This is a genomic window from Candidatus Microbacterium phytovorans, from assembly GCA_029202445.1.
Classification (GTDB): Bacteria; Actinomycetota; Actinomycetes; order Actinomycetales; family Microbacteriaceae; genus Microbacterium; species Microbacterium phytovorans.
This window is the reverse complement of the sequence record CP119321.1, coordinates 1,392,703-1,413,048: the sequence shown is the minus strand read 5'-3', so window position 1 is coordinate 1,413,048 and position 20,346 is coordinate 1,392,703. Positions and strand designations below refer to the sequence as shown.

18 protein-coding genes and 1 tRNA gene are annotated in these 20,346 nt (G+C 69.5%); 9 read left to right on the top strand and 10 right to left on the bottom strand.

Annotated features, from left to right (window positions below):
* Positions 1-19: 19 nt before the first annotated feature.
* The 3 genes from mscL to P0Y48_06725 are packed head-to-tail and all read right to left on the bottom strand — an operon-like array spanning position 20 to position 1,358.
* The gene (gene mscL, locus P0Y48_06735; protein WEK14879.1) at positions 20-448 is read right to left on the bottom strand and encodes a large conductance mechanosensitive channel protein MscL; all 429 of its coding nucleotides are present in this window, start codon (positions 446-448) and stop codon (positions 20-22) included.
* A 29-nt stretch (positions 449-477) separates the two neighbouring features.
* Complete coding sequence (locus P0Y48_06730) at positions 478-732, bottom strand: zinc ribbon domain-containing protein (GenBank protein ID WEK14878.1); 255 nt, start codon at positions 730-732, stop codon at positions 478-480.
* A gap of 29 nt (positions 733-761) precedes the next feature.
* The gene (locus tag P0Y48_06725; protein ID WEK14877.1) at positions 762-1,358 is read right to left on the bottom strand and encodes a 5-formyltetrahydrofolate cyclo-ligase; all 597 of its coding nucleotides are present in this window, start codon (positions 1,356-1,358) and stop codon (positions 762-764) included.
* A 38-nt stretch (positions 1,359-1,396) separates the two neighbouring features.
* On the opposite strand from P0Y48_06725, the gene galU reads away from it, so the two are divergent.
* The 3 genes from galU to P0Y48_06710 all read left to right on the top strand — a co-directional run bounded on the left by galU (position 1,397) and on the right by P0Y48_06710 (position 3,959).
* Positions 1,397-2,272, top strand: coding sequence for a UTP--glucose-1-phosphate uridylyltransferase GalU (gene galU / locus P0Y48_06720; protein WEK14876.1), 876 nt, complete (start codon positions 1,397-1,399; stop codon positions 2,270-2,272).
* A gap of 23 nt (positions 2,273-2,295) precedes the next feature.
* Positions 2,296-2,925 carry a GNAT family protein gene (locus tag P0Y48_06715; protein ID WEK14875.1) on the top strand — a complete coding sequence of 210 codons (630 nt, stop codon included), beginning with the start codon at positions 2,296-2,298 and terminating at the stop codon, positions 2,923-2,925.
* Between the two features lie 86 nt (positions 2,926-3,011).
* Positions 3,012-3,959: a large exoprotein gene (locus P0Y48_06710; protein WEK14874.1), complete on the top strand. Its 948-nt coding sequence runs from the start codon at positions 3,012-3,014 to the stop codon at positions 3,957-3,959.
* Positions 3,960-4,006: 47 nt separating this feature from the next.
* Here the strand turns inward: P0Y48_06710 and P0Y48_06705 are convergent, their stop codons facing one another.
* On the bottom strand, positions 4,007-5,203 hold the full coding sequence (locus P0Y48_06705; protein ID WEK14873.1) for an amidohydrolase family protein: 1,197 nt from the start codon (positions 5,201-5,203) through the stop codon (positions 4,007-4,009).
* Between the two features lie 60 nt (positions 5,204-5,263).
* Between P0Y48_06705 and P0Y48_06700 the strand changes: the two genes are divergently transcribed.
* The 4 genes from P0Y48_06700 to P0Y48_06685 all read left to right on the top strand — a co-directional run bounded on the left by P0Y48_06700 (position 5,264) and on the right by P0Y48_06685 (position 10,325).
* Positions 5,264-5,336 (top strand) — tRNA-Ala (locus P0Y48_06700).
* Positions 5,337-5,553: 217 nt separating this feature from the next.
* Entirely contained in the window at positions 5,554-7,251 is a 1,698-nt protein-coding gene (locus P0Y48_06695) for an MFS transporter (protein WEK14872.1), read from the top strand.
* On the top strand, positions 7,248-8,756 hold the full coding sequence (locus tag P0Y48_06690; GenBank protein ID WEK14871.1) for a leucyl aminopeptidase: 1,509 nt from the start codon (positions 7,248-7,250) through the stop codon (positions 8,754-8,756). The genes P0Y48_06695 and P0Y48_06690 overlap by 4 nt, the downstream gene beginning before the upstream one ends.
* Before the next feature lie 3 nt (positions 8,757-8,759).
* Positions 8,760-10,325: an SLC13 family permease gene (locus P0Y48_06685; GenBank protein WEK14870.1), complete on the top strand. Its 1,566-nt coding sequence runs from the start codon at positions 8,760-8,762 to the stop codon at positions 10,323-10,325.
* Positions 10,326-10,335: 10 nt separating this feature from the next.
* On the opposite strand, the gene P0Y48_06680 is transcribed toward P0Y48_06685, so the two are convergent.
* The gene (locus P0Y48_06680; GenBank protein ID WEK14869.1) at positions 10,336-11,607 is read right to left on the bottom strand and encodes a hemolysin family protein; all 1,272 of its coding nucleotides are present in this window, start codon (positions 11,605-11,607) and stop codon (positions 10,336-10,338) included.
* A complete protein-coding gene (locus tag P0Y48_06675) occupies positions 11,607-12,620 on the bottom strand; it encodes a TerC family protein (GenBank protein WEK14868.1) in 1,014 nt (337 codons plus the stop codon). The genes P0Y48_06680 and P0Y48_06675 overlap by 1 nt, the downstream gene beginning before the upstream one ends.
* A 250-nt stretch (positions 12,621-12,870) precedes the next feature.
* Between P0Y48_06675 and P0Y48_06670 the strand changes: the two genes are divergently transcribed.
* Positions 12,871-14,055, top strand: coding sequence for a hypothetical protein (locus P0Y48_06670; GenBank protein ID WEK14867.1), 1,185 nt, complete (start codon positions 12,871-12,873; stop codon positions 14,053-14,055).
* Between the two features lie 16 nt (positions 14,056-14,071).
* Here P0Y48_06670 and P0Y48_06665 read toward each other — a convergent pair whose 3' ends face one another.
* The gene (locus P0Y48_06665; GenBank protein ID WEK14866.1) at positions 14,072-15,136 is read right to left on the bottom strand and encodes a Glu/Leu/Phe/Val dehydrogenase dimerization domain-containing protein; all 1,065 of its coding nucleotides are present in this window, start codon (positions 15,134-15,136) and stop codon (positions 14,072-14,074) included.
* A 630-nt stretch (positions 15,137-15,766) separates the two neighbouring features.
* On the opposite strand from P0Y48_06665, the gene P0Y48_06660 reads away from it, so the two are divergent.
* Positions 15,767-16,312, top strand: coding sequence for a DUF559 domain-containing protein (locus P0Y48_06660; protein ID WEK14865.1), 546 nt, complete (start codon positions 15,767-15,769; stop codon positions 16,310-16,312).
* A gap of 124 nt (positions 16,313-16,436) precedes the next feature.
* Here P0Y48_06660 and P0Y48_06655 read toward each other — a convergent pair whose 3' ends face one another.
* Genes P0Y48_06655 through nhaA form a run of 3 tightly spaced genes read right to left on the bottom strand, consistent with a single transcriptional unit; the run spans position 16,437 to position 20,297 of the window.
* Positions 16,437-16,787 carry a UBP-type zinc finger domain-containing protein gene (locus P0Y48_06655; protein WEK14864.1) on the bottom strand — a complete coding sequence of 117 codons (351 nt, stop codon included), beginning with the start codon at positions 16,785-16,787 and terminating at the stop codon, positions 16,437-16,439.
* A 16-nt stretch (positions 16,788-16,803) separates the two neighbouring features.
* Positions 16,804-18,432 carry an FAD-dependent oxidoreductase gene (locus tag P0Y48_06650; protein ID WEK14863.1) on the bottom strand — a complete coding sequence of 543 codons (1,629 nt, stop codon included), beginning with the start codon at positions 18,430-18,432 and terminating at the stop codon, positions 16,804-16,806.
* On the bottom strand, positions 18,429-20,297 hold the full coding sequence (gene nhaA / locus P0Y48_06645) for a Na+/H+ antiporter NhaA (GenBank protein WEK14862.1): 1,869 nt from the start codon (positions 20,295-20,297) through the stop codon (positions 18,429-18,431). Before nhaA ends, P0Y48_06650 begins: the two co-directional genes overlap by 4 nt.
* Between the last annotated feature and the right edge of the window lie 49 nt (positions 20,298-20,346).

Here is a 20,346-nt window from a genome sequence, read left to right as displayed (position 1 = left end):
GCCGTCGCGAGACGACGCGTCAGCGCGCGGTCGGGGGAGTCGTGCCCTGCTTCTCGAGAAGGTCGCGGATCTGCACGAGGAGCTCCTGCTCGGTCGGCAGCTTCGCCTCCTCGGCCTCCGGCACTCCCGCCTTCGCTGCTGCGCGCTCCTTGAAGCGGTTCATCGGGAGCACGAACACGAAGTAGACGATGGCAGCGACGGCGAGGAAGTTGATGATCGCGCCGACGATCGCGCCCAGTCCGAACGTGGAGGTTCCGCCCGTAAGCGTAGGAACCTCCCAGACCCATGCACTGAGGTCGCCGACCTGGAAGATCACGCCGATGAGCGGATTGATGAAGCTCTCGACGAGGGCGTTCACGATGGCGGTGAATGCCGCGCCGATGACGACAGCGACCGCGAGGTCGATGACGTTGCCGCGCATGATGAAGTCTTTGAAGCCCTTGATCACGGGATGCTCCTCACTCCGGCGGGGGCCGGTCACGAACCCGCAGCAGCGGGCGAGGACTTCGCCTCGGACTTCGATGATGTCGGAGTGGCGGGGCTGCCGCTACCACCCGCACGCGAGTCGGTGCGATAGAAACCGGAGCCGTTGAAGGTCACTCCGACCGAACCGTACTGCTTGCGGAGGGTTCCGCCGCACTCGGGGCACTCGGTGAGTGCGGCGTCGGCGAAGGACTGGACGGCGTCGAAGCGGTGGCCGCACTGCGTGCAGGCGTAGGCGTAGGTGGGCATGGGGTCCTCGGGTGGAAGGGTGGGCGTGCTCAGCGCCGGTGGGGCGCGAGCACGACGGTGTGCGTGGGGGTGACGACGCCCGTGACGCGCTGATCGTGCAGCTCGCTCGGGACCTCGTCGACGAGTTCGGAATCGAAGATGACGGCGTAGACCGGCGGACAGTGCTCCATCGACCCGATGGTCTTGTCGAAGTAGCCGCGGCCCCAGCCCAGGCGCATACCTGAGCGGTCGACAGCAGCGGCGGGGATCACGAGCAGATCCACCTCATCGACGGCGGACGGGCTCAGCACCTCCCCGGTGGGCTCGGGGGTGCCGAAGAGGCCCTCGACGATGTCGCCGTGCTCGTCGGCGACCGCCCAGTCCAGAAGGCCGTCGGAGCGCGTGATCGGGAGGAGCACACGGATGCCGCGGCGCACGGCATCCACGATGAAGGGATGCGTCCCGGGCTCGGTGGGCGTCGACAGGAAGCACGAGATCGAGGAGGCGCCGTGTGCCTCCACCAGACGGTCGAGCTGCTCCTTCAGGGCCAGCGCATCGGCTTCGAGGCTCGCCTCCGAACGCTGCTGGCGACGCTCGCGCAACTCGGCGCGCAGTGCGCGCTTCGCGTGGTCGGTCGCCCCGGTCATGCTCCGATTGTAGGCGGCGCGGTCAGTAGGGTGGACGCATGACTTCGCGCATCAAGGCAGTGATCCCCGCGGCCGGACTCGGAACCCGATTCCTCCCGGCCACCAAGGCGATGCCCAAGGAGATGCTGCCGGTCGTCGACAAGCCGGCGATCCAGTACGTCGTGGAGGAGGCGGTGGATGCCGGTATCGAAGACATCCTCGTCATCCTCGGCCGCAACAAGAACAACATCTCCAACCACTTCGACGCGGTTCCCGAGCTCGAGACCAACCTCACCAACAAGGGTGATCTGCAGCGCCTGTTGCAGGTCAAGGAGTCCAGCGACCTCGCCGACATCCACTACGTCCGTCAGGGCGAGCCCAAGGGACTCGGTCACGCCGTGCTGCGCGCACGCGCCCACGTCGGCGACTCCACGTTCGCCGTCCTCCTCGGCGACGACCTCATCGACGAGCGCGACCCGCTGCTGACGACGATGATCTCCGCGAACGAGAGCACGGGCCTCACCGTCATCGCCCTCATGGAGGTCGATCCCGACCACATCCACATGTACGGCGCCGCGGCGGTGGAGCCCACCGACGACCCCGACGTCGTGCGGGTGACGGGACTCGTGGAGAAGCCGAAGAAGGAGGACGCCCCCTCCAACTACGCCGTCATCGGCCGCTACGTGCTCACGGCGCACGTCTTCGACGTCCTCGACGGCACCCAGCCGGGTAAGGGCGGGGAGATCCAGCTGACGGACGCGCTGCAGGAACTCGCCGTCACCGACGGCGTGCTCGGCGTGGTGTTCCGTGGTCGCCGCTACGACACCGGAGATAGGGTGGACTACATCAAGGCCATCGTGCAGTTGGCCGCGGACCGCGAGGACCTCGGACCCGAACTGCGCCCCTGGCTGAAGGACTTCGCGGCGAAGCTCTGACGCCGCCGGCGCGAGGGGGTGCGATGGACCTGACGATGCCCCGTGGGCACGGGCCGATCTCGGTGCGCCTCGTGCGCCAGCGGGATGCGCGCGTGCTGCAGGCGGAGCTGCTGAGCAATCGTGGGTGGCTGCGGCCGTGGGAGGCGACGAGCCCCGACGGGCCCGTCTCCTTCGACATGAAGCTGGGCGTCCGTCGCCTGTTGCAGCAGTATCGCGACGGCGTCGGGGTTCCGCTCGTCATGGAGTACGACGGTGAGATCGCTGGTCAGCTCAACGTGTGGGGGATCTCGCGCGGCTCCCTCTCGTCGGCGACGATCGGCTACTGGGTGAGCGAGCGGTTCGCCGGTCGTGGCATCACCCCCACGAGCGTCGCGCTGGCCACCGACCTCTGCTTCCGCGAGCTGCGCCTACACCGCATGGAGATCTGCATCCGACCGGAGAATCACGCGAGCCTGCGGGTGGTGGAGAAGCTGGGGTTCCGCTACGAGGGTCTCCGTCGTCGCTATATCCACATCGACGGCGACTGGCGCGATCACTACTGCTTCGCCCTCGTGCGCGAAGAGGTGCCCGAGGGGGTGCTCACGCGCTGGCTGTCGGGCCGTGCGCCGGTGACGGCGGCGGAGATCCCGCCGACCGACCGCGTCAGCCGCTGACAGCCCAACCTTCGAGCTTAGGTCGAACCTGAGACACGCGGCGTCGTACCGGAGAAACGCGCTCTGCGGCACCTACCGTGGACCCCATGGATGGGCAGGTACTCGGCGGCGGTGTGATCGTGCTGGTCGCGGTCGTGCTCTGGCTCGTCTACCTGCTGCCCTCCTGGCACGGCCGCTACCAGTACAACGCCGCCGAGCGGAACGCGGTGCGCCTCAACCAGGCGCTGCGGGTGCTTGCGGAGACGTCGGAAACCCCCGACGAGGTGCGCCTCGAGCTCAACGCCCGCACAGCGCTCGCGCAGCAGAAGCTCGCGCGCCGCGCCCAGGCCGAACGCGAGCAGCTCGAGCGTGACACGGCGCGAGCCGAGCACGAGGCGGCACAGGCGCGTGCCGCCGCGGAGGCGGCGCTCGCTCGCCAGCGCGTCCTCGCCGAGCGCGAGCAGGCCCTCGCCCTCGCCGCGGCTGCAGCCCAGGACCCCGCTACTCGTCGAGCCCGCGCTCGACGCCGCGCGCGTCTGCTGATCACCGTCGTCGCGGCGGCAGCCCTCGCGCTCGCCGGTTGGGGCGTCCTCGAGATCACACGCGCCGGATCGCCGGCGGCGCTCGTCGCCGGTGTCGTCGTGGCCGTGGTCGCGCTCCTCATGCTGCAGCGCATGGCGGCCGTACAGCGACGTGGCCTCCGCCGCACCGCGGTCGTCGAGGTCGCGCGCCCCGTGGCATCCGTGCAGGACGTCTCCCTCGCCACCGAGCGCGCCGCCTGGACCCCCCGCGAGCTCCCGCGTCCGCTCACCGCGTCGGCCGGTTCGCGGGCTTCCGCTCTGCTCGACGCCGCTGCGGCCCAGGAGGCGCTGCGCCTCGCTGCGGTCGACGAAGCGATGCGGGAGCGCGCCGAGCGCGACGCGCCCCCGTCGATCGACACCGCCCGTCGCCCCGCCGCGAGCACGCCCGACTTCGCGCGGATGGGCTATGTCGACGACGCCGCCATCGAGGAGCACGTGCGCTCCCTCCTGGCCCGGCGCGCCGTCGGCGCCTGACGCTCCGCCCGGCTCCGCGGCGCACCGCCGGTCACCCGGGCCCGGCTTCAGGCCTCGTGGAGCACGAGCCCGGCACCGACCACGAGCTCGCGCCGCGGCGTGCGCACGAGCGCGTCCATGGGGTTCTCCGCGTCGACGAGCACGATGTCGGCGCGGTCGCCCACGCGCAGCGCGTTCGCCGGGAGACCTGCGAACACTGCCGAGGCTCCTCCCGCGATCTCCATGACCCGCCGCAGATCCTCGTCGCGCACGATGCTGGAGGAGCGCGCGAACTGCCACGCGATCCCCAGCAGATCACCCGTGCCGTAGGGACTCCACAGGTCGCGGATGCCATCGGTGCCGAACCCGAAACGCACGCCCGCGGCGTCCATCTCCGCCAGCGGAAGCTGCGGGAGCCGGAGGGGCGCGACGGTCGTCATCGTCACGTCGAGTTCGGCCATCGCCTGCAGGAGGTCGTGGCGCTGCGCGGGGGAGACCTGGGCCAGGGCGAAGCCGTGCGCGACGTTCACGCGGCCCCGGAGTCCTCGTGACGCGGTCCTCGCGATGATCAGCTCCAGCTGGAAGGCGCCCAGCTCCGCGGGGTCGTGCAGGTGGATGTCGATTCCCGTCCCGTGTTCGGCGGCGATGTCGAAGAGCCCGTCGAGCTGACCCACCGGGTCGCGGTCGATCGACGCCGGGTCGAGTCCGCCGATGTGCTCCACGCCGGCCCGCGCCGCCTCGGCGAGCAGCTCGAGCACGCCCGGGCGACGCAGCACCCCGTCTTGCGGGAACGCCACGATCTCGACGCGGACGGCATCCCCGTAGGCGGCGGCCGCCTCTCGCACGGCGTCGATCCCTCGCACTCCCAGACCGAGATCGACGTCGACGTGCGTGCGGATCGCCGTCGTGCCGTGACGGACGAGCTCCGCGAGCACGCGTGAGGTGATCTCCACGCTCGGGATGCCGAGGGCGTCGCGCCGTGCGCGCTCGTGGCGGATACGGCCATCGGTGCCGCCTTCGCCCCCGTACGACTCCCACGGCAGGCCCCACCACGACTTGTCGACGTGGGCGTGCGTGTTCACGAACCCGGGGAGCGCGAGCAGTCCTCGACCGTCGCGGTCGCCCTCGCGGGAGGGGCGTGCGGGGTCGTGCGCCGTGACCGCCGTGATGCGCCCTTCCGCGATATCGAGGTCGACGGGCCCGCGCGTCTCGTCAGGCCCGAGACGGACGTTGCGGAGCGATCGGAGGGGGGAGAGGTGGAGCATTCCTCCATTGTCTCCGTGCGAGGGAGCCCGCGGGTCCGTGATAGGCTCGCTGAGGTTCACGGGCCTGTGGCGCAGTTGGTAGCGCGCTTCGTTCGCAATGAAGAGGTCAGGGGTTCGAATCCCCTCAGGTCCACCGAGAAGACGCCCGATACGACACGGAACACGTGTTGCACCGGGCGTTCGTCGTCTCCTGCAGAGACCGCCGCTGCGCGGCATCCTGTTCCTGAACGGTCATCTGCGTGAGGATGAGCGGTACTCTCAGCGAAAGAGTCGACGGGACAGCGTCGGATGTGTGGTTACGCATGCCCCGTTCGAAGAGACTTCAGGTCACTCGTGGAAGGTTCCCCGACATGACAGCGAGCAATCCGGGTGTCGCCGCGCCCGCCACCACCGCGGGATCGTGGTTGCCCTTGGTGGTCGTGGTCCTGACCCAGATCCAGGCATCCTTCGCGGTGAACGCGTTGACCGTCTCGATGGCCGGGATCACCACCGACCTCGACACGCCGGCCACCTCCGTCGGGACCGCCATCACCGCGGGAACGTTCGCCATGGCGGCGTTCGTCCTCCTCGGCGCGAAGATCGGCGCGCGTTTCGGTACGCGGGGTGTCTTCCAGATCGCCGTCGCGATCCACGCCGCAGCGATGGCGGGAGTGGCGCTGAGCGTCAGTCCGGCCATGCTGTTCATCGCCCAGGCTTCATCCGGAGCCGTCATCGCGCTGATCGCCCCGGCGCTGACCGTGTTCATCGCCACGAACTATCACGGTGAGCGCCAGGGGAAGGCGATCGGCTTGCTCGCCGCCGCGATTCCGCTGGCGGGAGTGCTCGCGCTGCTGCTCGCCGGCTGGTTTGCGGAGACGATCGGGTGGCGCTGGTCTTTCGCCCTCATGGTCGCGCTCGGGGCCGTCAACCTGCTGCTGAGCTTCCGCGTGAAGAAGGTGCCCGCGCAGCCCGACCTGAAGATCGACTGGGCCGGTGCGTTCCTCGCGGCGACCGCCATCATCCTGCTGTCGTTCGGGTTCTCCGGTCTCAACTCGTGGGGCCTCTGGGAGTCGACCGCCGCCGCGCCCTTCGATGTCTTCGGCGTCTCGCCCGCTCCGCTGCTGATCATCCTCGGCATCGTCGTCGGACAGATCTTCTTCGTGTGGGTATCGCGTCGCCAGCGCGAGAAGAAGTCCCGCATCTTCGATCTGCGCGTCCTCGCCACGAGCAGTGAACTGGCGATCACGGCGTGCATGGCGACGATGCTCTTCGTCGGGACCGCGGCGAACTTCCTCATCCCGCTGTACATGCAGGTCGTGCAGGGGCTCACGGGTGTGCAGACGTCGTTCTCGATCATCCCCTACACGATCTCGATCTTCCTCGCCTCCACCTTCATCGCGTACCTCTACGCGAAGTTCTCGCCGCGGGTGCTCGCGTCGGCAGGGTTCGTCGTCGTGGCGACCGCGCTCACTCTCATCGCGTTTACCGTCCGCGGGGAATGGGGTCAGGCCTTCATCGTCATCGGCCTCATCCTCCTCGGAATCGGGCAAGGGTCGATCGTCGCGCTCGTGTTCAACACGCTGCTGTCCTCCGCACCGAAAGAGCTCGCCGGTGATGTGGGAGCGTGGCGCGGGCTCGTGCACAACCTGTCCGGCTCGGTCGGCATCGCCGTCGCCAGCGCGTTCGCGGTCGGCATCCTCGCGTCGACGTTGTCTGCCGCCGCCGCAGACCACCCCGACATCTCGGACCAGCTGATCAGTGAGGTGCGCATCAGCGACGCCGACTTCCTCACCAACCCGCAACTGGAGGCCGTGCTCGCGAACACCAGTGCGTCGCCGGCAGAGGTCGAAGCGGCCATCGCGATCAACGAGGACGCGCGCCTGCGTTCCCTCAAGGTGTCCCTCCTGGGACTGGCCTTGCTCGCCCTCCTCGCCATCGTTCCGGCGACGCGGATGCCGGGACGCATCCGCGGGGAGCTTCCGGAGAAGTTGGAACCCGACGACCCCGACGCCATCGACGAGAGCGTTCCCCTGAACCCCGCAGCAACCACGAAAGAGACCTCCGCATGATCCGGCAGCCGAACACTCCGCTCCCGCACGACGTCGACTCCGTGCCGGGCCTCGCCGCCCTGAATGCGATCTCCTTCCGCGCGGGGGAGGCATCGGAGGACACCGGTGCGATCGGATTCACGGTCGCCGCGGCGGGCGACGTCGCGTCGGGACTGGGTCTGGATCGCGACGCGCTCACCCGCGCGGGCTTCGAACCGGCGGTGGGGAAGACGCTGCTGATCCCGACCGCGAGCGGCGCGGAACTGATCGCCGTCGGCGCAGGGGAGGAGGCGCTGACGGTTGCGACCGCGCGCGACCTTGCGGCATCCTTCGTCCGAGCCGCCCACAAGGCGTCCGATCTCGCCTTGGTGCTGGGTGCCGTGTCCGACCCCGAACAGATTGCTGCAGCCGTCGCCGAAGGCGCCGCGCTCGCGCGATACGGCTACACCGCCCTCAAGTCCGCACCGAAGACCGTCGCGCTGCGCTCGTTCGTCCTGTCGATCGAGGGCGCCGACGAGGGCGTCGTGGAGGCGGGGCTTGCCGCAGGGGCGCTCGCCGCGCGTGCGTCCGTCGTCGCGCGCGACGTGACCAACACGCCCCCTGGCCACCTGACGGCGACGGACATCGCCGCTGTCGCCGAGCAGCTCGGCGAGCGGTTCGGCTTCCGCGTCGAGGTGTTCGACAAGGCCGCTCTGATCGAGCTCGGCTGCGGTGGCCTCCTCGGAGTCAACCGGGGGTCGGCGGAAGAGCCCCGGATGGTCAAGCTCACCTATGCGCCCTCCGCTGAACCCGAAGGCCACCTGGGCCTGGTCGGCAAGGGGATCATGTACGACTCCGGCGGCATCAGCCTGAAGCCGAGCGACCCGATGCACCTCCTCATGAAGATGGACATGGGCGGTGCCGCAGCGGTGCTCGGCGCGTTCACCGTGCTGCGCGAGCTCGACGTGCACTCTCAGGTCACCGGCTGGCTGATGTGTACCGACAACATGCCCTCGGGTACCTCCTACAAGCTCGGAGACGTTCTCGTGGCGCGAGACGGCACCACCGTCGAGGTGAAGAACACCGACGCGGAAGGCCGCCTCGTCATGATGGATGCCATCGCGCTCGCGAACGAGGACGGGGTGGATGCGATCATCGACATCGCCACGCTCACCGGCGCTGCGCTGATGGCGCTCGGTCAGGCGACCGCGCCCGTCTTCGCGAACGACGACACGATCGCCGAGCTGGTGACCTCCGCCGCGGCGGCCACCGATGAACCGGTGTGGCGACTGCCGCTGGAGAAGAAGTATCGTCCGCAGCTGGATTCCGATGTCGCCGACCTGTCCAACCTGGGCGGGAAGTACGCGGGGGCGACGACCGCGGCGCTGTTCCTCGAGCACTTCGTCGGGAAGACGCCGTGGGCGCACATCGACATCGCCGGCACCATGCAGACGGACAAGGACGACTCCTGGCGATCCGCGGGGGCGACCGGGTTCGGGGCACGGCTCCTCGCTCGCGTCGCCGTCGAGTTCTCTGCCACGAGGTAGCGGATGGACCCCGTCGTCGCGACGTTCGCGATCCTGATCGCGGCCGTCGTGGCGTTCGCGACGAACCGGATACCCCTCGGCATCGTCGCCATCGGCGTCGCGCTGTCCCTCTACTTCACCGGCGTGCTGACCCTCACGCAGGCTCTCGCGGGGTTCGGTGACCCGACGGTCCTGTTCATCGCTGCGCTGTTCATCGTCAGCGAGTCGCTCGATGCCACGGGGGTCACCGCCTGGGCGGGGCAGAAGGTCATCGGCGCGGCCGGAACCCGCCGCACGCCGCTGCTGATCGTGGTGTGTCTGCTCGTGGCAGGGTTGACGGCCCTGATCAGCGTGAACGGCGCCGTCGCGGCGCTCCTCCCGCTGGTGGTCGTCGTCGCCAGCACCGCGGGGATCGCATCGTCGCAGTTGCTCCTGCCGCTCGCGTTCGCCGCTCATGCCGGTTCGATGCTGCTCCTGACCGGGACGCCGGTGAACATCATCGTGTCCGACATCGCCGCCGAGAACGGGGGACGTCCCTTCGGCTTCTTCGAGTTCGCTCTCGTCGGGATACCGCTGCTCGTCGGCAGCATCCTCATCATCGTCCTCTTCGGACGCTTCCTCCTTCCCCTGCGGCCAGGGGCGGTCATGCCGACCGATCTCACCCGCCTCACCCGGCAGTTCAAGATCGACTACCGAGTGACCCTCGACACGAAGACCCTGATCGGGCCGGCGAACGGTGTCAGCGAAGTGGTCATCCCGCCCCGGTCCCCGCTCATCGGGCTGCGGATCTTCCCCGGGATGGCGACGCCCAGCGGCGACCTGGTGATCCTGGCTGCTCGACGGGGAGCGGAGGTTCTCAACGACCGTGACGTGGCTCTCAGGGCGGGCGACTCCCTCCTGCTGCAGGGGTCGTGGGACGACCTGGCCCGTCACATCGAGGATCGTCGAGAGGTGATGGCGGTCGATGCCCCGTCGACGATGCGCCGCGCTGTGCCGCTCGGCGTGGGCGCGAAGCGGGCCCTCGTCATCCTCGCCGTCATGGTCGTCCTCCTCGCGACCGGTGTCATGCCTCCGGCCGCCGCCGCCATGCTCGCCGCAGCCGCTCTCGTGCTCACCCGGGTCGTCGGCGTCAACCAGGCCTACCGTTCGGTGTCGTGGACCACTGTCGTCCTCGTGGCCGGCATGATCCCGCTGTCGACGGCGTTCCTGACCACGGGCGCGGCGGACATCGTCGCCGGCTGGCTGATCGATCTCATCGGGGATTCGGGTCCGCGCGTCGCCCTCCTCGGCATCGTCCTGCTCACGGTGATCCTCGGCCAGATCATCTCCAACACCGCGACCGTGCTCATCGTCGCGCCCATCGCCATCGCCGTCGCGACCGGAATCGGAGCCTCCGTTCAGCCGTTCATGCTGGCACTCACCATCGCCGGAGCAGCCTCGTTCCTCACTCCCATCGCCACCCCCGCCAATCTGATGGTGATGAAGCCCGCCGGGTACCGGTTCGGCGACTATTGGCGTCTGGGCACGCCGCTCGCGATGCTGTTCGTCCTCGTCGCCACCCTCTACGTTCCCTTGATCTGGCCGTTCTGAGCTTGCCGGGCTACGCGTCTGCCGTTCGCGTGACGCGCAGCCCCGCGACGCGGCGCCGATCCAGCGCGGTGACCTGGATCGTGGCGCCGTCGACCTCGATCGCGTCGCCGACGCGAGCCAGCCGGCCGAGCTGCTCCGTGACGAAGCCGGCGACGGTATCGGACGAGCCGCGGGGGAGGGAGAGCCCCGTGACCTCCTCGAAGTCCTGCAGGTTCAGGCGGCCGTCGACGATGTCGCTGTCCGCGGCCGGGTCGTCGGCGGTGTCGTACTCGTCGAAGATCTCGCCGACCACCTCCTCCACGAGGTCTTCCAGCGTGACGATCCCGTCCGTGCCGCCGTACTCGTCGACGACCACCGCGATCTGGTGGCCGTGGGCGCGCATCCGCGTGAGCGTCGGCAGCACACGGGCCGATGAGGGTACGTAGTCGATCGGGCGGCTGAGTTCGGACAGCGGCCGACCGGCATCCTGTGCCGCGACGTCGAAGAGGTCGCGCACGTGAACGAAGCCGACGATGTCGTCGATGGACGCATCGGCCACCGGGTAGCGCGAGAACGGCTGATCGCGCACCTCGGCCACCGCCTCTGCGACCGTCGAGGTGTCGGAGAGCGCGACCACCTCCGGACGCGGACGCATGACCTCGCTCACCTGCCGCCCACGGAGCGACAGCACGTCGTCGAGGATGCGCCGTTCGTCTTCGGGGAGACCCTGATGGGTCGCGACGATATCCCGGATCTCCTCGTCACTGATCTCGTCAGCGGTCTTGTTCGGGTCACCCCCGAGGAGACGGACCAGGGCATTCGTCGACACCGACAGCAGCCAGATCACCGGCCGCATGACCGTCGCGAAGCCGTCGAGCACGGGCGCGACCGCATACGCGAACTGCGCGTTCCGCTGAATCGCGAGCCGCTTGGGCACCAGCTCGCCCAGCACGAGCGAGAGGTAGGCGATGACGAGGGTGAGCAGCACAGTGGCGACGGTGAGCGACACCTGTTCCGGCATCCCTGCGCTCTGCAGGAGCGGCGCGACGGACGGGGCGATCGAAGTTGCGCCATACGCGGCGGACGCGAACCCCGCGACCGTCACGCCGATCTGCACCGCCGAGAGGAACGTGTTCGGGTTGCGGGCGAGCCCCGCCACCTTCTCGCCCCGGCGACCGCGAGCGGCGATCGCGTTGATCTGGCTCTCGCGGAGCGTTACCAAGGCCATCTCGGTGGCAGCGAAGACGCCGCCGATGAGGACGAAGGCGACGACCAGCGCGATGTTCGCGGCGAGTTCGCCCATCAGCGTTCGAGCTCGCCCGAGGAGGCGCCCTCGAGGGTCGCGTCGTCTCGACGGTCACCGCGCGTCTTGTACAGGCTCGCGATCGTCGCGACGGCGATCGTGACCCCGATGAACAGCAGCGAGAACCAGATGGGGATCTCGGGCGCCCACAGCATCGGCTCGCCGCCGTTGATGAACGGCAGCTCGTTGACGTGCATCGCGTGGAGCACGAGCTTCACACCGATGAAGGCGAGGATGACGGCGAGACCCTGAGCGAGGTACACGAGCCGCTCCAGCAGGCCGCCGATGAGGAAGAACAGCTGGCGCAGTCCCATGAGCGCGAACGCGTTCGCCGTGAAGACGATGTAGGCCTGCTCGGTGAGCCCGTAGATGGCGGGGATGGAGTCGACCGCGAAGATGAGGTCGACGAAGCCGATCGCGATGATGACAAGCAGCATCGGCGTCACGAAGCGGCGGCCGTCGCGCTTCACCGTGAGACGGTCGCCGTGGTACTCGTCGGTCACCGGCAGGTGACGCCGCACGAAGCGCATGAAACGACCGTCGGCGGGATTCGACTCGCCGTGGGCGAAGGCCTGTCGGTAGGCGAGGAAAAGCAGCAGCGCGCCGAACAGGTAGAAGATCCACGAGAAGTTCGAGATGAGCGTCGCGCCGATGGCGATGAACACCCCGCGCAGGATGAGAGCGATGACGATGCCGATCATCAGCACCTTCTGCTGATAGATCTTCGGCACCGCGAAGCTCGTCATGACGATGAGGAAGACGAACAGGTTGTCGACCGAGAGGGCCTTCTCGGTGAGGTACCCGGCGAAGTACTCACCGCCGTAGGTCCACCCGGAAACCATGCCGATCCCGACGCCGAACAGCAGCGCCAAGCCGATGTAGAACGCCGACCAGCGCGCCGATTCGCCGATGGTCGGCTCGTGCGGCTTGCGGACATGCGCGAAGAACTCGTAGACGAAGAAGGCGATCGTGACGGCGATCGTGATGATCCACACGAGGGGGGTGACGTTCAAGGTCGGGCTCCAGGGCTCGGCGTGACAAGGTCGACACCAAAGTCTCTTCCATCCTCTTCCGAGGACCGGTGACCCGGGATGCGAACGCATCCGAATTGACGAGCCGACCGTGCCGGAGTACTCCCCTTGGACTTCCGCGAGACTACCCGAGCGCGCACGCCCGTTCCTGAAAGATCGCTCGAAGCCCGTCACTGCGCGACCAGCGCCCGGGGGCGTTGACGGCCATCACCGGCAGCGGTAGCTTCCCCCCATGGCAGCGCCGCGGAAGCTGGACTCGGCCGACCTGCTCCGCCGGCTTCGCGCCAGACGGAGCGAGCTCACCGCGCAGCCCGCACCCGCCGATCGCGCCGCCGAGGAGGCCGCGGCATCCCTCGCTCCGTCCGGGCCGGGGATCGCCGCCGTTCCCGCCGACCTCACTGCCCACGACGTCGCGACGATGTCGCTGCCGGACGTCGAGGCGACGGCCGAGGTCGTGTCGAGCCGCATCGAGGGCACCCTCATCGAGACCTACCGGCACCTGCGGCTCGTGATGGTCGCCGCCGCGCCCGCGATCCTGGTGGCCATCGCCACCGTCTGGAACGCCGGGTACGCCGGGCTCCCGTCGATCAGCCACTACTACTACACACCCGCGCGCATCGTCTTCGTCGGGGCGCTCGTCACGGCCGCCGCCGCGCTCCTGGCTCTCTCCGGACGCGGCGCTCAGCGCGGCTGGCTCGATCTCGCCGCCCTCTTCGCGCCCCTCATCGCCCTCGTGCCCACGCGCATCGCGAACGGGGAGGTACCCGGGTGGGATGCCGTGTGCCCCTCAGGCACGGAGTGCATTCCCGCCGAGGCATACGCGTCGATTGCGACAGGCGTCGCCGTGTGGTTCGTCTTCGCCGTGCTCGTCATCGGCTACGGGGTGCTCGCCGCCCTCCTTCGGCGCAGCGGACGAGACGCCGTCGCGGCGCAGGTGCCGCGCAGCGCCCGCGCGACGTGGACGCCGCTCGTCGCGGGCGCCGTCATCATCGTCTTCGCGGCCGCCGCGTGGATCTGGGCGCGGGAGACGTTCCTCGACCGCGCCCATCTCGTCTCCGCGAGTCTCTTCTTCGTCATCATCACGATCGTCGCGCTCGGTCAGGCGCGCCGCATGCACCTCGAGCCCGACCCGTCGCCGCCCGCGGGCTGGTGGCACCGATTCGTACGGCGGCTCCGTCGGGAGATCGCCTGGCTGCCGCGCATCTTCACCACCTTCCCCGGATGGATCGCGTTCCTCCTCGCCGCCGACATCGTGGCGGGGCTCCTCGTGCTGCTGCTCGACCTCACCGCCCCGATCGTCGTCGGTGGACGGGCGATCGGGACGGTGTTCCTCGTCGAAGCCGTCGCTCTCGTGCTGTTCACCGTGTTCTGGGGCTTCGAGACGGTCAGGAAATGGAACGAGGCCGACCCGGACTAGCGCGGGCGCTGAGTCGTCAGACCCGGACCGGATCGCCCGCTGACAGGCGCGCCGCCGCGAGCTTCTCGGCGGCCGCCAACGGGGTGATCCCGGTCGCTGCGGCCTCGTCGAACAGACCTCGGAGCGTGTCGCCGATCGCCGCGACCCGCGTCATCGTCTCCTCGCGCGACGCCAACCGCTTCGCCTCGACATCGAGGTAGATGACACCGCCGGCGTTCACGACGAAGTCCGGTGCGTACAGGATGCCGCGAGCGGCGAGCCGATCCGCCCCGGAATGGTCGGCGAGCGGGTTGTTGGCGGGGCCGCACACCGCTGCCGCCGCCAGTTCGTCGATGACGGCATCGGTGAGCAGGCCGCCGATACCCGCGGGCACGAAGACGTCCGCAGGTACCCGATGCTCCGTGCCCGGGTCCACCCAGTCGGCGCCCAGCTCGACGGCGAGGTGACGCTTCGCGGGATCGACGTCGGTGACGGTGAGCACCGCGCCCTCCGTCGACAAGCGCACAGCCAGGCGGCTCCCCACCTGGCCAAGGCCCGAGATCGTGATGCGCCGACCCGCCACGTCGCGGCTGCCGGTCACGCGCTCCACCGTCGCGCGCAGGGCCTCGTACACGCCGAGGCTCGTCGGACCGGCGGGTTCGCCCGAGCCGCCGACGGCATCCGGGAGTCCGACGACGTGTGCCGTGCGCTCGCTGACCACGAGCATGTCGTCGGTGGTCGAGCCGACGTCCTCCGCCGTGCGATACGCGCCGTCGAACGACTCGACGGCGTCGCCGAGGTCGAGGAACGCGGCACGACGCCGCTCCGCGTCGAGGACCGTTCCCGGCGGCAGGCACAGGACGGACTTGCCGCCACCGGCATCCAACCCGGCCGTCGCGTTCTTCAACGTCATCGCCGCCGAGAGCCGGAGGGCGTCGGCCACGGCATCCGACCAGTGCGGGTACGTCCAGAGCCGGGCGCCGCCGAGCGCGGAGCCGAGTACGGAGGAGTGCAGCGCGACGGTGATGACCAGCCCGCTGCGCCGACCGGTGATCACCTCCACGCGCTCGTGGGTGAAGTCGGGCAAGGGGGTGTGCGTCATCGCGTCCTCTTTCGGCTGGCCTTGTGGGCTCTGCGCTGCAGCCACCGCGGCGTTGCGGCGTCCGCCGTCCATTCTGCCGCACCTTGGACCGGGCCGTCACGCCCTGCGCGTGTGCCCAGTTACAGGCAAAAGCCGGCCTGTGTAGGCCGTGACGGCGTAGTCGAGGCGATTTTGCCTGTAAGCGGGCGCGACGGGGCCTTCTCCCCAGCCGGGGCCGATCCCGACGTCGTCACAGACCTCGTCCGCTCGCAACAGCAGGTGCCCGGAGGTGACCAAAGTTCAGAGGTGTCCGCCGTTGATCATCGCCCAGCACCGCGAGCGGCGGTCACGGCCGAGCTTCGCGCGATGGGACTCACGAAGGCGGACATTCGGAGGGCGGTCGAGCTCGGTGACCTCGTCAGGTTGCGACTCGGGTTGTACGCGAGTGTCGTTACCGCCGAAGACTGCAGACGCGCGAGTGCGCTGCACGGCCGATTGGCCTGCGTTTCGGAGCTGAAGCGGCGGGGCATTTTCGTGCGCGATGCATCTACGCTGCACGTCCACGTGCCGCGGACGGCTTCGCGAACACCCGCGTCCGGGGGAGCCGTGATCCACAGGGGACGCGTCGATCGCACCCCGCATCCCCGGTCGATGAGCGTCGAGGTGTGGGATGCGCTGCGTCAGGCGGTGCAATGCCAGGACCCGCGCTCGTCGATCGCCACCCTCGACTCCGCCCTCCACCACGGGTTGATCCGTGACGACGATCTGCAGGAGTTCTTCGCAGCACTACCTCGCCGCTATCGTCGCCTTCGCCGGCTGCTCGACGCGCGAGCGGAGTCAGGACCCGAGACGTTCGTTCGGCTGATGCTGCGCGCGCTCGGGTGCCGGTACGAACCGCAAGCGCTCATTCCGGGTGTCGGACGGGTTGACTTCCTCGTTGCGGGTTGGCTCATCGTAGAGTGCGACAGCAGAGCGCACCACGGCAATGCCGCTTCGCAACGAAATGACCGACGTCGCGACCTCGAGGCGGCTGCCAGAGGCTACGTCGTGATCCGGTTCATGGCCGAGGACATCATGTGGCGACCGCAAGCGGTGATGGCGGCCCTGAGAGGCGCGCTCACCCCGCGCACCGCGACGGGCGTGAGTACGCGTGCCGTTGGCGATTGCGCTTCCCCCGGGAACCCGCTTACAGGCTGAGCGGGCGCCGGGAGGTCCAGCAACCGGACTTCGCGGCGATTCTGCCTGTAAGCGGGCGATGGGCGCAGCGGAAGGGAGACCGGAGCGGGGCTGACGAAAAGCTCGGGCCCATCGGGCGCCCAGGTCAGCCGATGTGGTCGCGCCAGTCCAGGGGCACGCGCCCCCGCGGGCCGGGGGCCGGCTGGGTGTCGGGGTGGCTCGTCGGTGGCGCGAGTTCGGGGCCCTCGATCATGCGGGCGTTCTCGAAGTCCCAGAACCAGTCTTCGCCCGGCTCGAAGCTCTGCATCACGCGGTGTCCCGTTGCCCGGTAGTGGGCGGTGGCGTGCTTGGCGGGCGAGCTGTCGCAGCAGCCCACGTGTCCGCACGCCGCGCACCTGCGCAGGTGCACCCACCACCCCTCGACGGCGTCGCACTCTCCGCACCCGGTTCCCGAGGGGGTGGCGGCGGTGTCGAAGCTCGCGGTGAGGTCGGTCATGTGTGCTCCTTCTGCGTCAGCCGGCCAGTGCCCGGTGAACGGATGCCACGGCGCTCGATCCCTCGCCGACGGCGGCGGCGACCCGCTTCATCGATCCCCGGCGGACGTCGCCGGCGGCGAAGACACGAGGGATGGAGGTCTCGAACGGGAGCGGTTCGCGGCCGAGCGTCTGCCATCGCTGCAGCGATTGCAGGGCGATGTCCGTGCCGGTGCGGATGAATCCCTCGGGGTCGCGGTCGAGCGTCGGCACCCAGGAGGTGGCGGGGTCGGCACCGATGAAGCAGAACAGGCCGCGCGCGTCGACCTCGCCCACGCTGTCGATCGTGACGGATGCCAGCGAGGTGTCGCCGCCGAGGCCGACGACGCGCGAGCCGCGGTGGATGCGGATGCGGGGCTCCTCGACGAGTCGGTCGACGAGGTACGACGACATGCGGGCGCTGAGGTCGTCGCCGCGCACGACGAGATCGACAGGGCTTCCCCCCGCGGCGAGGTAGAGGGCGGCCTGACCGGCGGAGTTCGCGCCTCCGACGACAACGACGGGCTCGCCGGTCACCTGGCGCAGTTCCAGCGGGGTCGCGGCGTAGTAGATCCCGGCGCGTTCGAAGTCGCTCCAGCGGTCGAGGGCGAGGCGGCGGTAGGCGGCGCCGGAGGTGATGACGGCGGCGCGGGCGCGGATGAGGCGGCCGTCGGAGAGGGTCACGTCCAGTTCTTGTCCGCCGTCGACGGTCGAGAGTCCGACGGCCTCGCACGGGGCGTAGACGCGCACGCCGAACTTGAGTGCCTGGAGCGTGGCCTGACCGATGAGCTCGCCACCGCTGACCCCGAAGGGGAAGCCGAGGAAGTTCTCGATGCGCGAGGTCGCGGCGGCCTGACCTCCGGGCGCGACGGCGTCGAGCAGGACGGTCGAGAGACCTTCGGATGCGCCGTAGATCGCGGCGGCGAGCCCGGCCGGTCCGCCCCCGACGACGACGAGGTCGACGACCTCGTCTGCCTGCGCCTGGTAGCTGAGGCCGAGACGCTCGGCGACGGCGCCGGGGGTGGCGCGTGGCAGCGGCTCACCCTGGATGAAGGCGAGGGGGAGATTCTCCTCGGGGATGCTGTGGCCGACGAGGTATTCGATGCCGTCGGGCGGGACGGCGACGGCGACGTGGACGAGGTCGAGCCGCTCGGCGAAGCGGCGCAGCGCGAGGAAGTCGCTCGACGAGCTGTAGCCCACGAACTTCAGGGTCATGGCGGCCGGTCCGTTGCGGAGCGACTCCCGCCTCGCCCACAGGGCGTGGAGGATGAGGTCGCACAGGTCGTCGTCCTCGTTCATGAGCCGACGCAGTTCTGTGCGGGTGATGCGACGGACGCGGCCCGGGCCGGTGGCGCGCGCCGAGAGGAAGGCACCCTGTCCGTTAAGGAGGCCGAGCTCGCCCGCGAAGGTCCGCGGGCCCATGCGCGAGATCACGACCTCGTCGACCCACTTCAGCGCGTCGCGGACGATCTCGATCTCGCCCTCTTCGACGACGATCAGGTCGTAGTCCGCGTCGCCGGAGCGGAAGACGTAGTCGCCTTCGTCGACGTCCTGCGTGGTTCCGATCGCCGTCAGGCGCTCCCACTGGGCGTCGGTGAGCTCGGGGGTGATCGTCTCGTCGCGGGTCATGCGCCTTCTCTCAGGGTGGGGGTGGCGACGTGCGTCACCGTCGCAGCGGCGTCGGCAGCATCGTCGGTGGTCGCCTGCAGCGCCCGGATGAGCGACTGCGCGTCGTACGGGCCGACGTGGCGGCGGCCGTTGACGAAGAACGTCGGCACCGAGGTGATGTTCATCGCCTCGGCATCCAGCATGTCGTCGCGGACGCGCGCGGTGACCTCGGCGGATTCGAGGTCGCGTTCGAACTTCGGCACGTCGAGGCCGAGGGATGCAGCGATGCGCACGATGTCGGACGGGAGCTGATGCTCCTGATCGGCGAAGAGTGCGCGCTCGAACTCGAAGAACTTGCCCTGTATCGACGCGGCTTCGGCGGCTTCGGCGCCCGCGAGGGCGTTGGGGTGCTGGGTGGTGAGCGGCGCGTGTCGCCAGACGTAGCGGAGGTCGCCGTCGAGTTCGCGCAGCACCTCCTGGATCGAGCCCGACGCCTTGAGGCAGAACTCGCACTGGAAGTCGCCGTACTCGACGATCGTGTACGGCGCGTCGACTGGACCCCACACGTGGTCGCGGCGCGGATCGACGGGCCGCGCAAGGGTCTGACCGGTCTCGATGTCGCCGCGGACGGCATCCGACACCCGGAAGACGATCGTCGCGAGGACAAAGGCGAGGACGGATGCCGCGAGCACCCCGACGCGTGCCTCGTTCTGCGCGGCGGGGTCGTCGATCGCGAGGTCGATGATGAAGAGGGAGATCGTGAAGCCGATGCCGCTGAGGAGCGCGCCGCCGGCGATGCGGTCGATCGTGAGTCCCGGGCCGAACTCGCCCAGGCGGAGCTTCTTGAGCAGGGCGGTGGAGCCGAAGATGCCGAGGAACTTCCCGGCGACGAGGCCGACGACGATGCCCCATGTGAGCGGCGACCGCACGGCGGCGGCGAGGATCTCGCCGTTGACGACGACTCCCGCGTTGGCGAGTGCGAACAGCGGCAGGATCACGTAGGCGACGTAGGGGGCGTAGGCCGACTGCAGGCGTTCGTTGATCGAGATCGATTCGCGGAGGCTGTTGGCGGCGGCCCGCGCGTACTCGGTGTTCGGCGACTGGCGGAAGGTGCGGGCGAGCTCGAGAGCGTGCTCGACGTCGCGGCGGTTCGGGCGGTACACGGGCACGAGCAGCGCGATCGCCACGCCCGCGAGGGTGGGGTGGACGCCCGAGGCGAGGAAGGCGAGCCACACGATGACGGCGAGCGTCGCGTAGACGGGGCCGCGGCCGCTGCGGAGGTACCGCGTCGCGTAGACGCCCGCAAGGCCCACCGCGGCGATGAGGAGCGGCATGGGCGAGAAGGTGTCGGTGTAGACGAGGGCGATGATCGACAGTGCCCCGATGTCGTCGACGACGGCGAGGGCGAGGAGGAACACGCGCAGGCGACCCGGGATGCGGGGGCCGACGAGGGCGAGCGCGCCGACGAGGAACGCCGTGTCGGTGGAGATGACGACACCCCAGGCGGCGGCGTGGCCCGACGGTGCCGCGACGAGCACGAACAGCAGGGCGGGGAGGGCGAGGCCGGCGAGGGAGGCGATGACGGGGACCATCGCGCGCGACCAGCTGGTGAGCTCGCCGATCGCGAACTCCCGGCGCACCTCGAGGCCGACGGTGAAGAAGAAGATCGCCATGAGGGCGTCGTTGACGAGGGCGTGCAGCGTGAAGTCGAGCCGGAGGTCGGCGACGCCGACCGTCATGTGCGTCTCCCAGAAGGTCTCGTAGGAGCCGTGGGCGACGTTTGCCCACGCGACAGCGGCCACCGTCGCCAGGAGGAGCAGGAGCGCGCCGATGCGGTTCTGACCCATGGCGCTGATGCGGGCGGCGATGGAGGGGCGTGCGGGCATACGGGGGGAGTCCTTCGGTCGGCGACGGACTCAGTCTCCACCTCCCCGG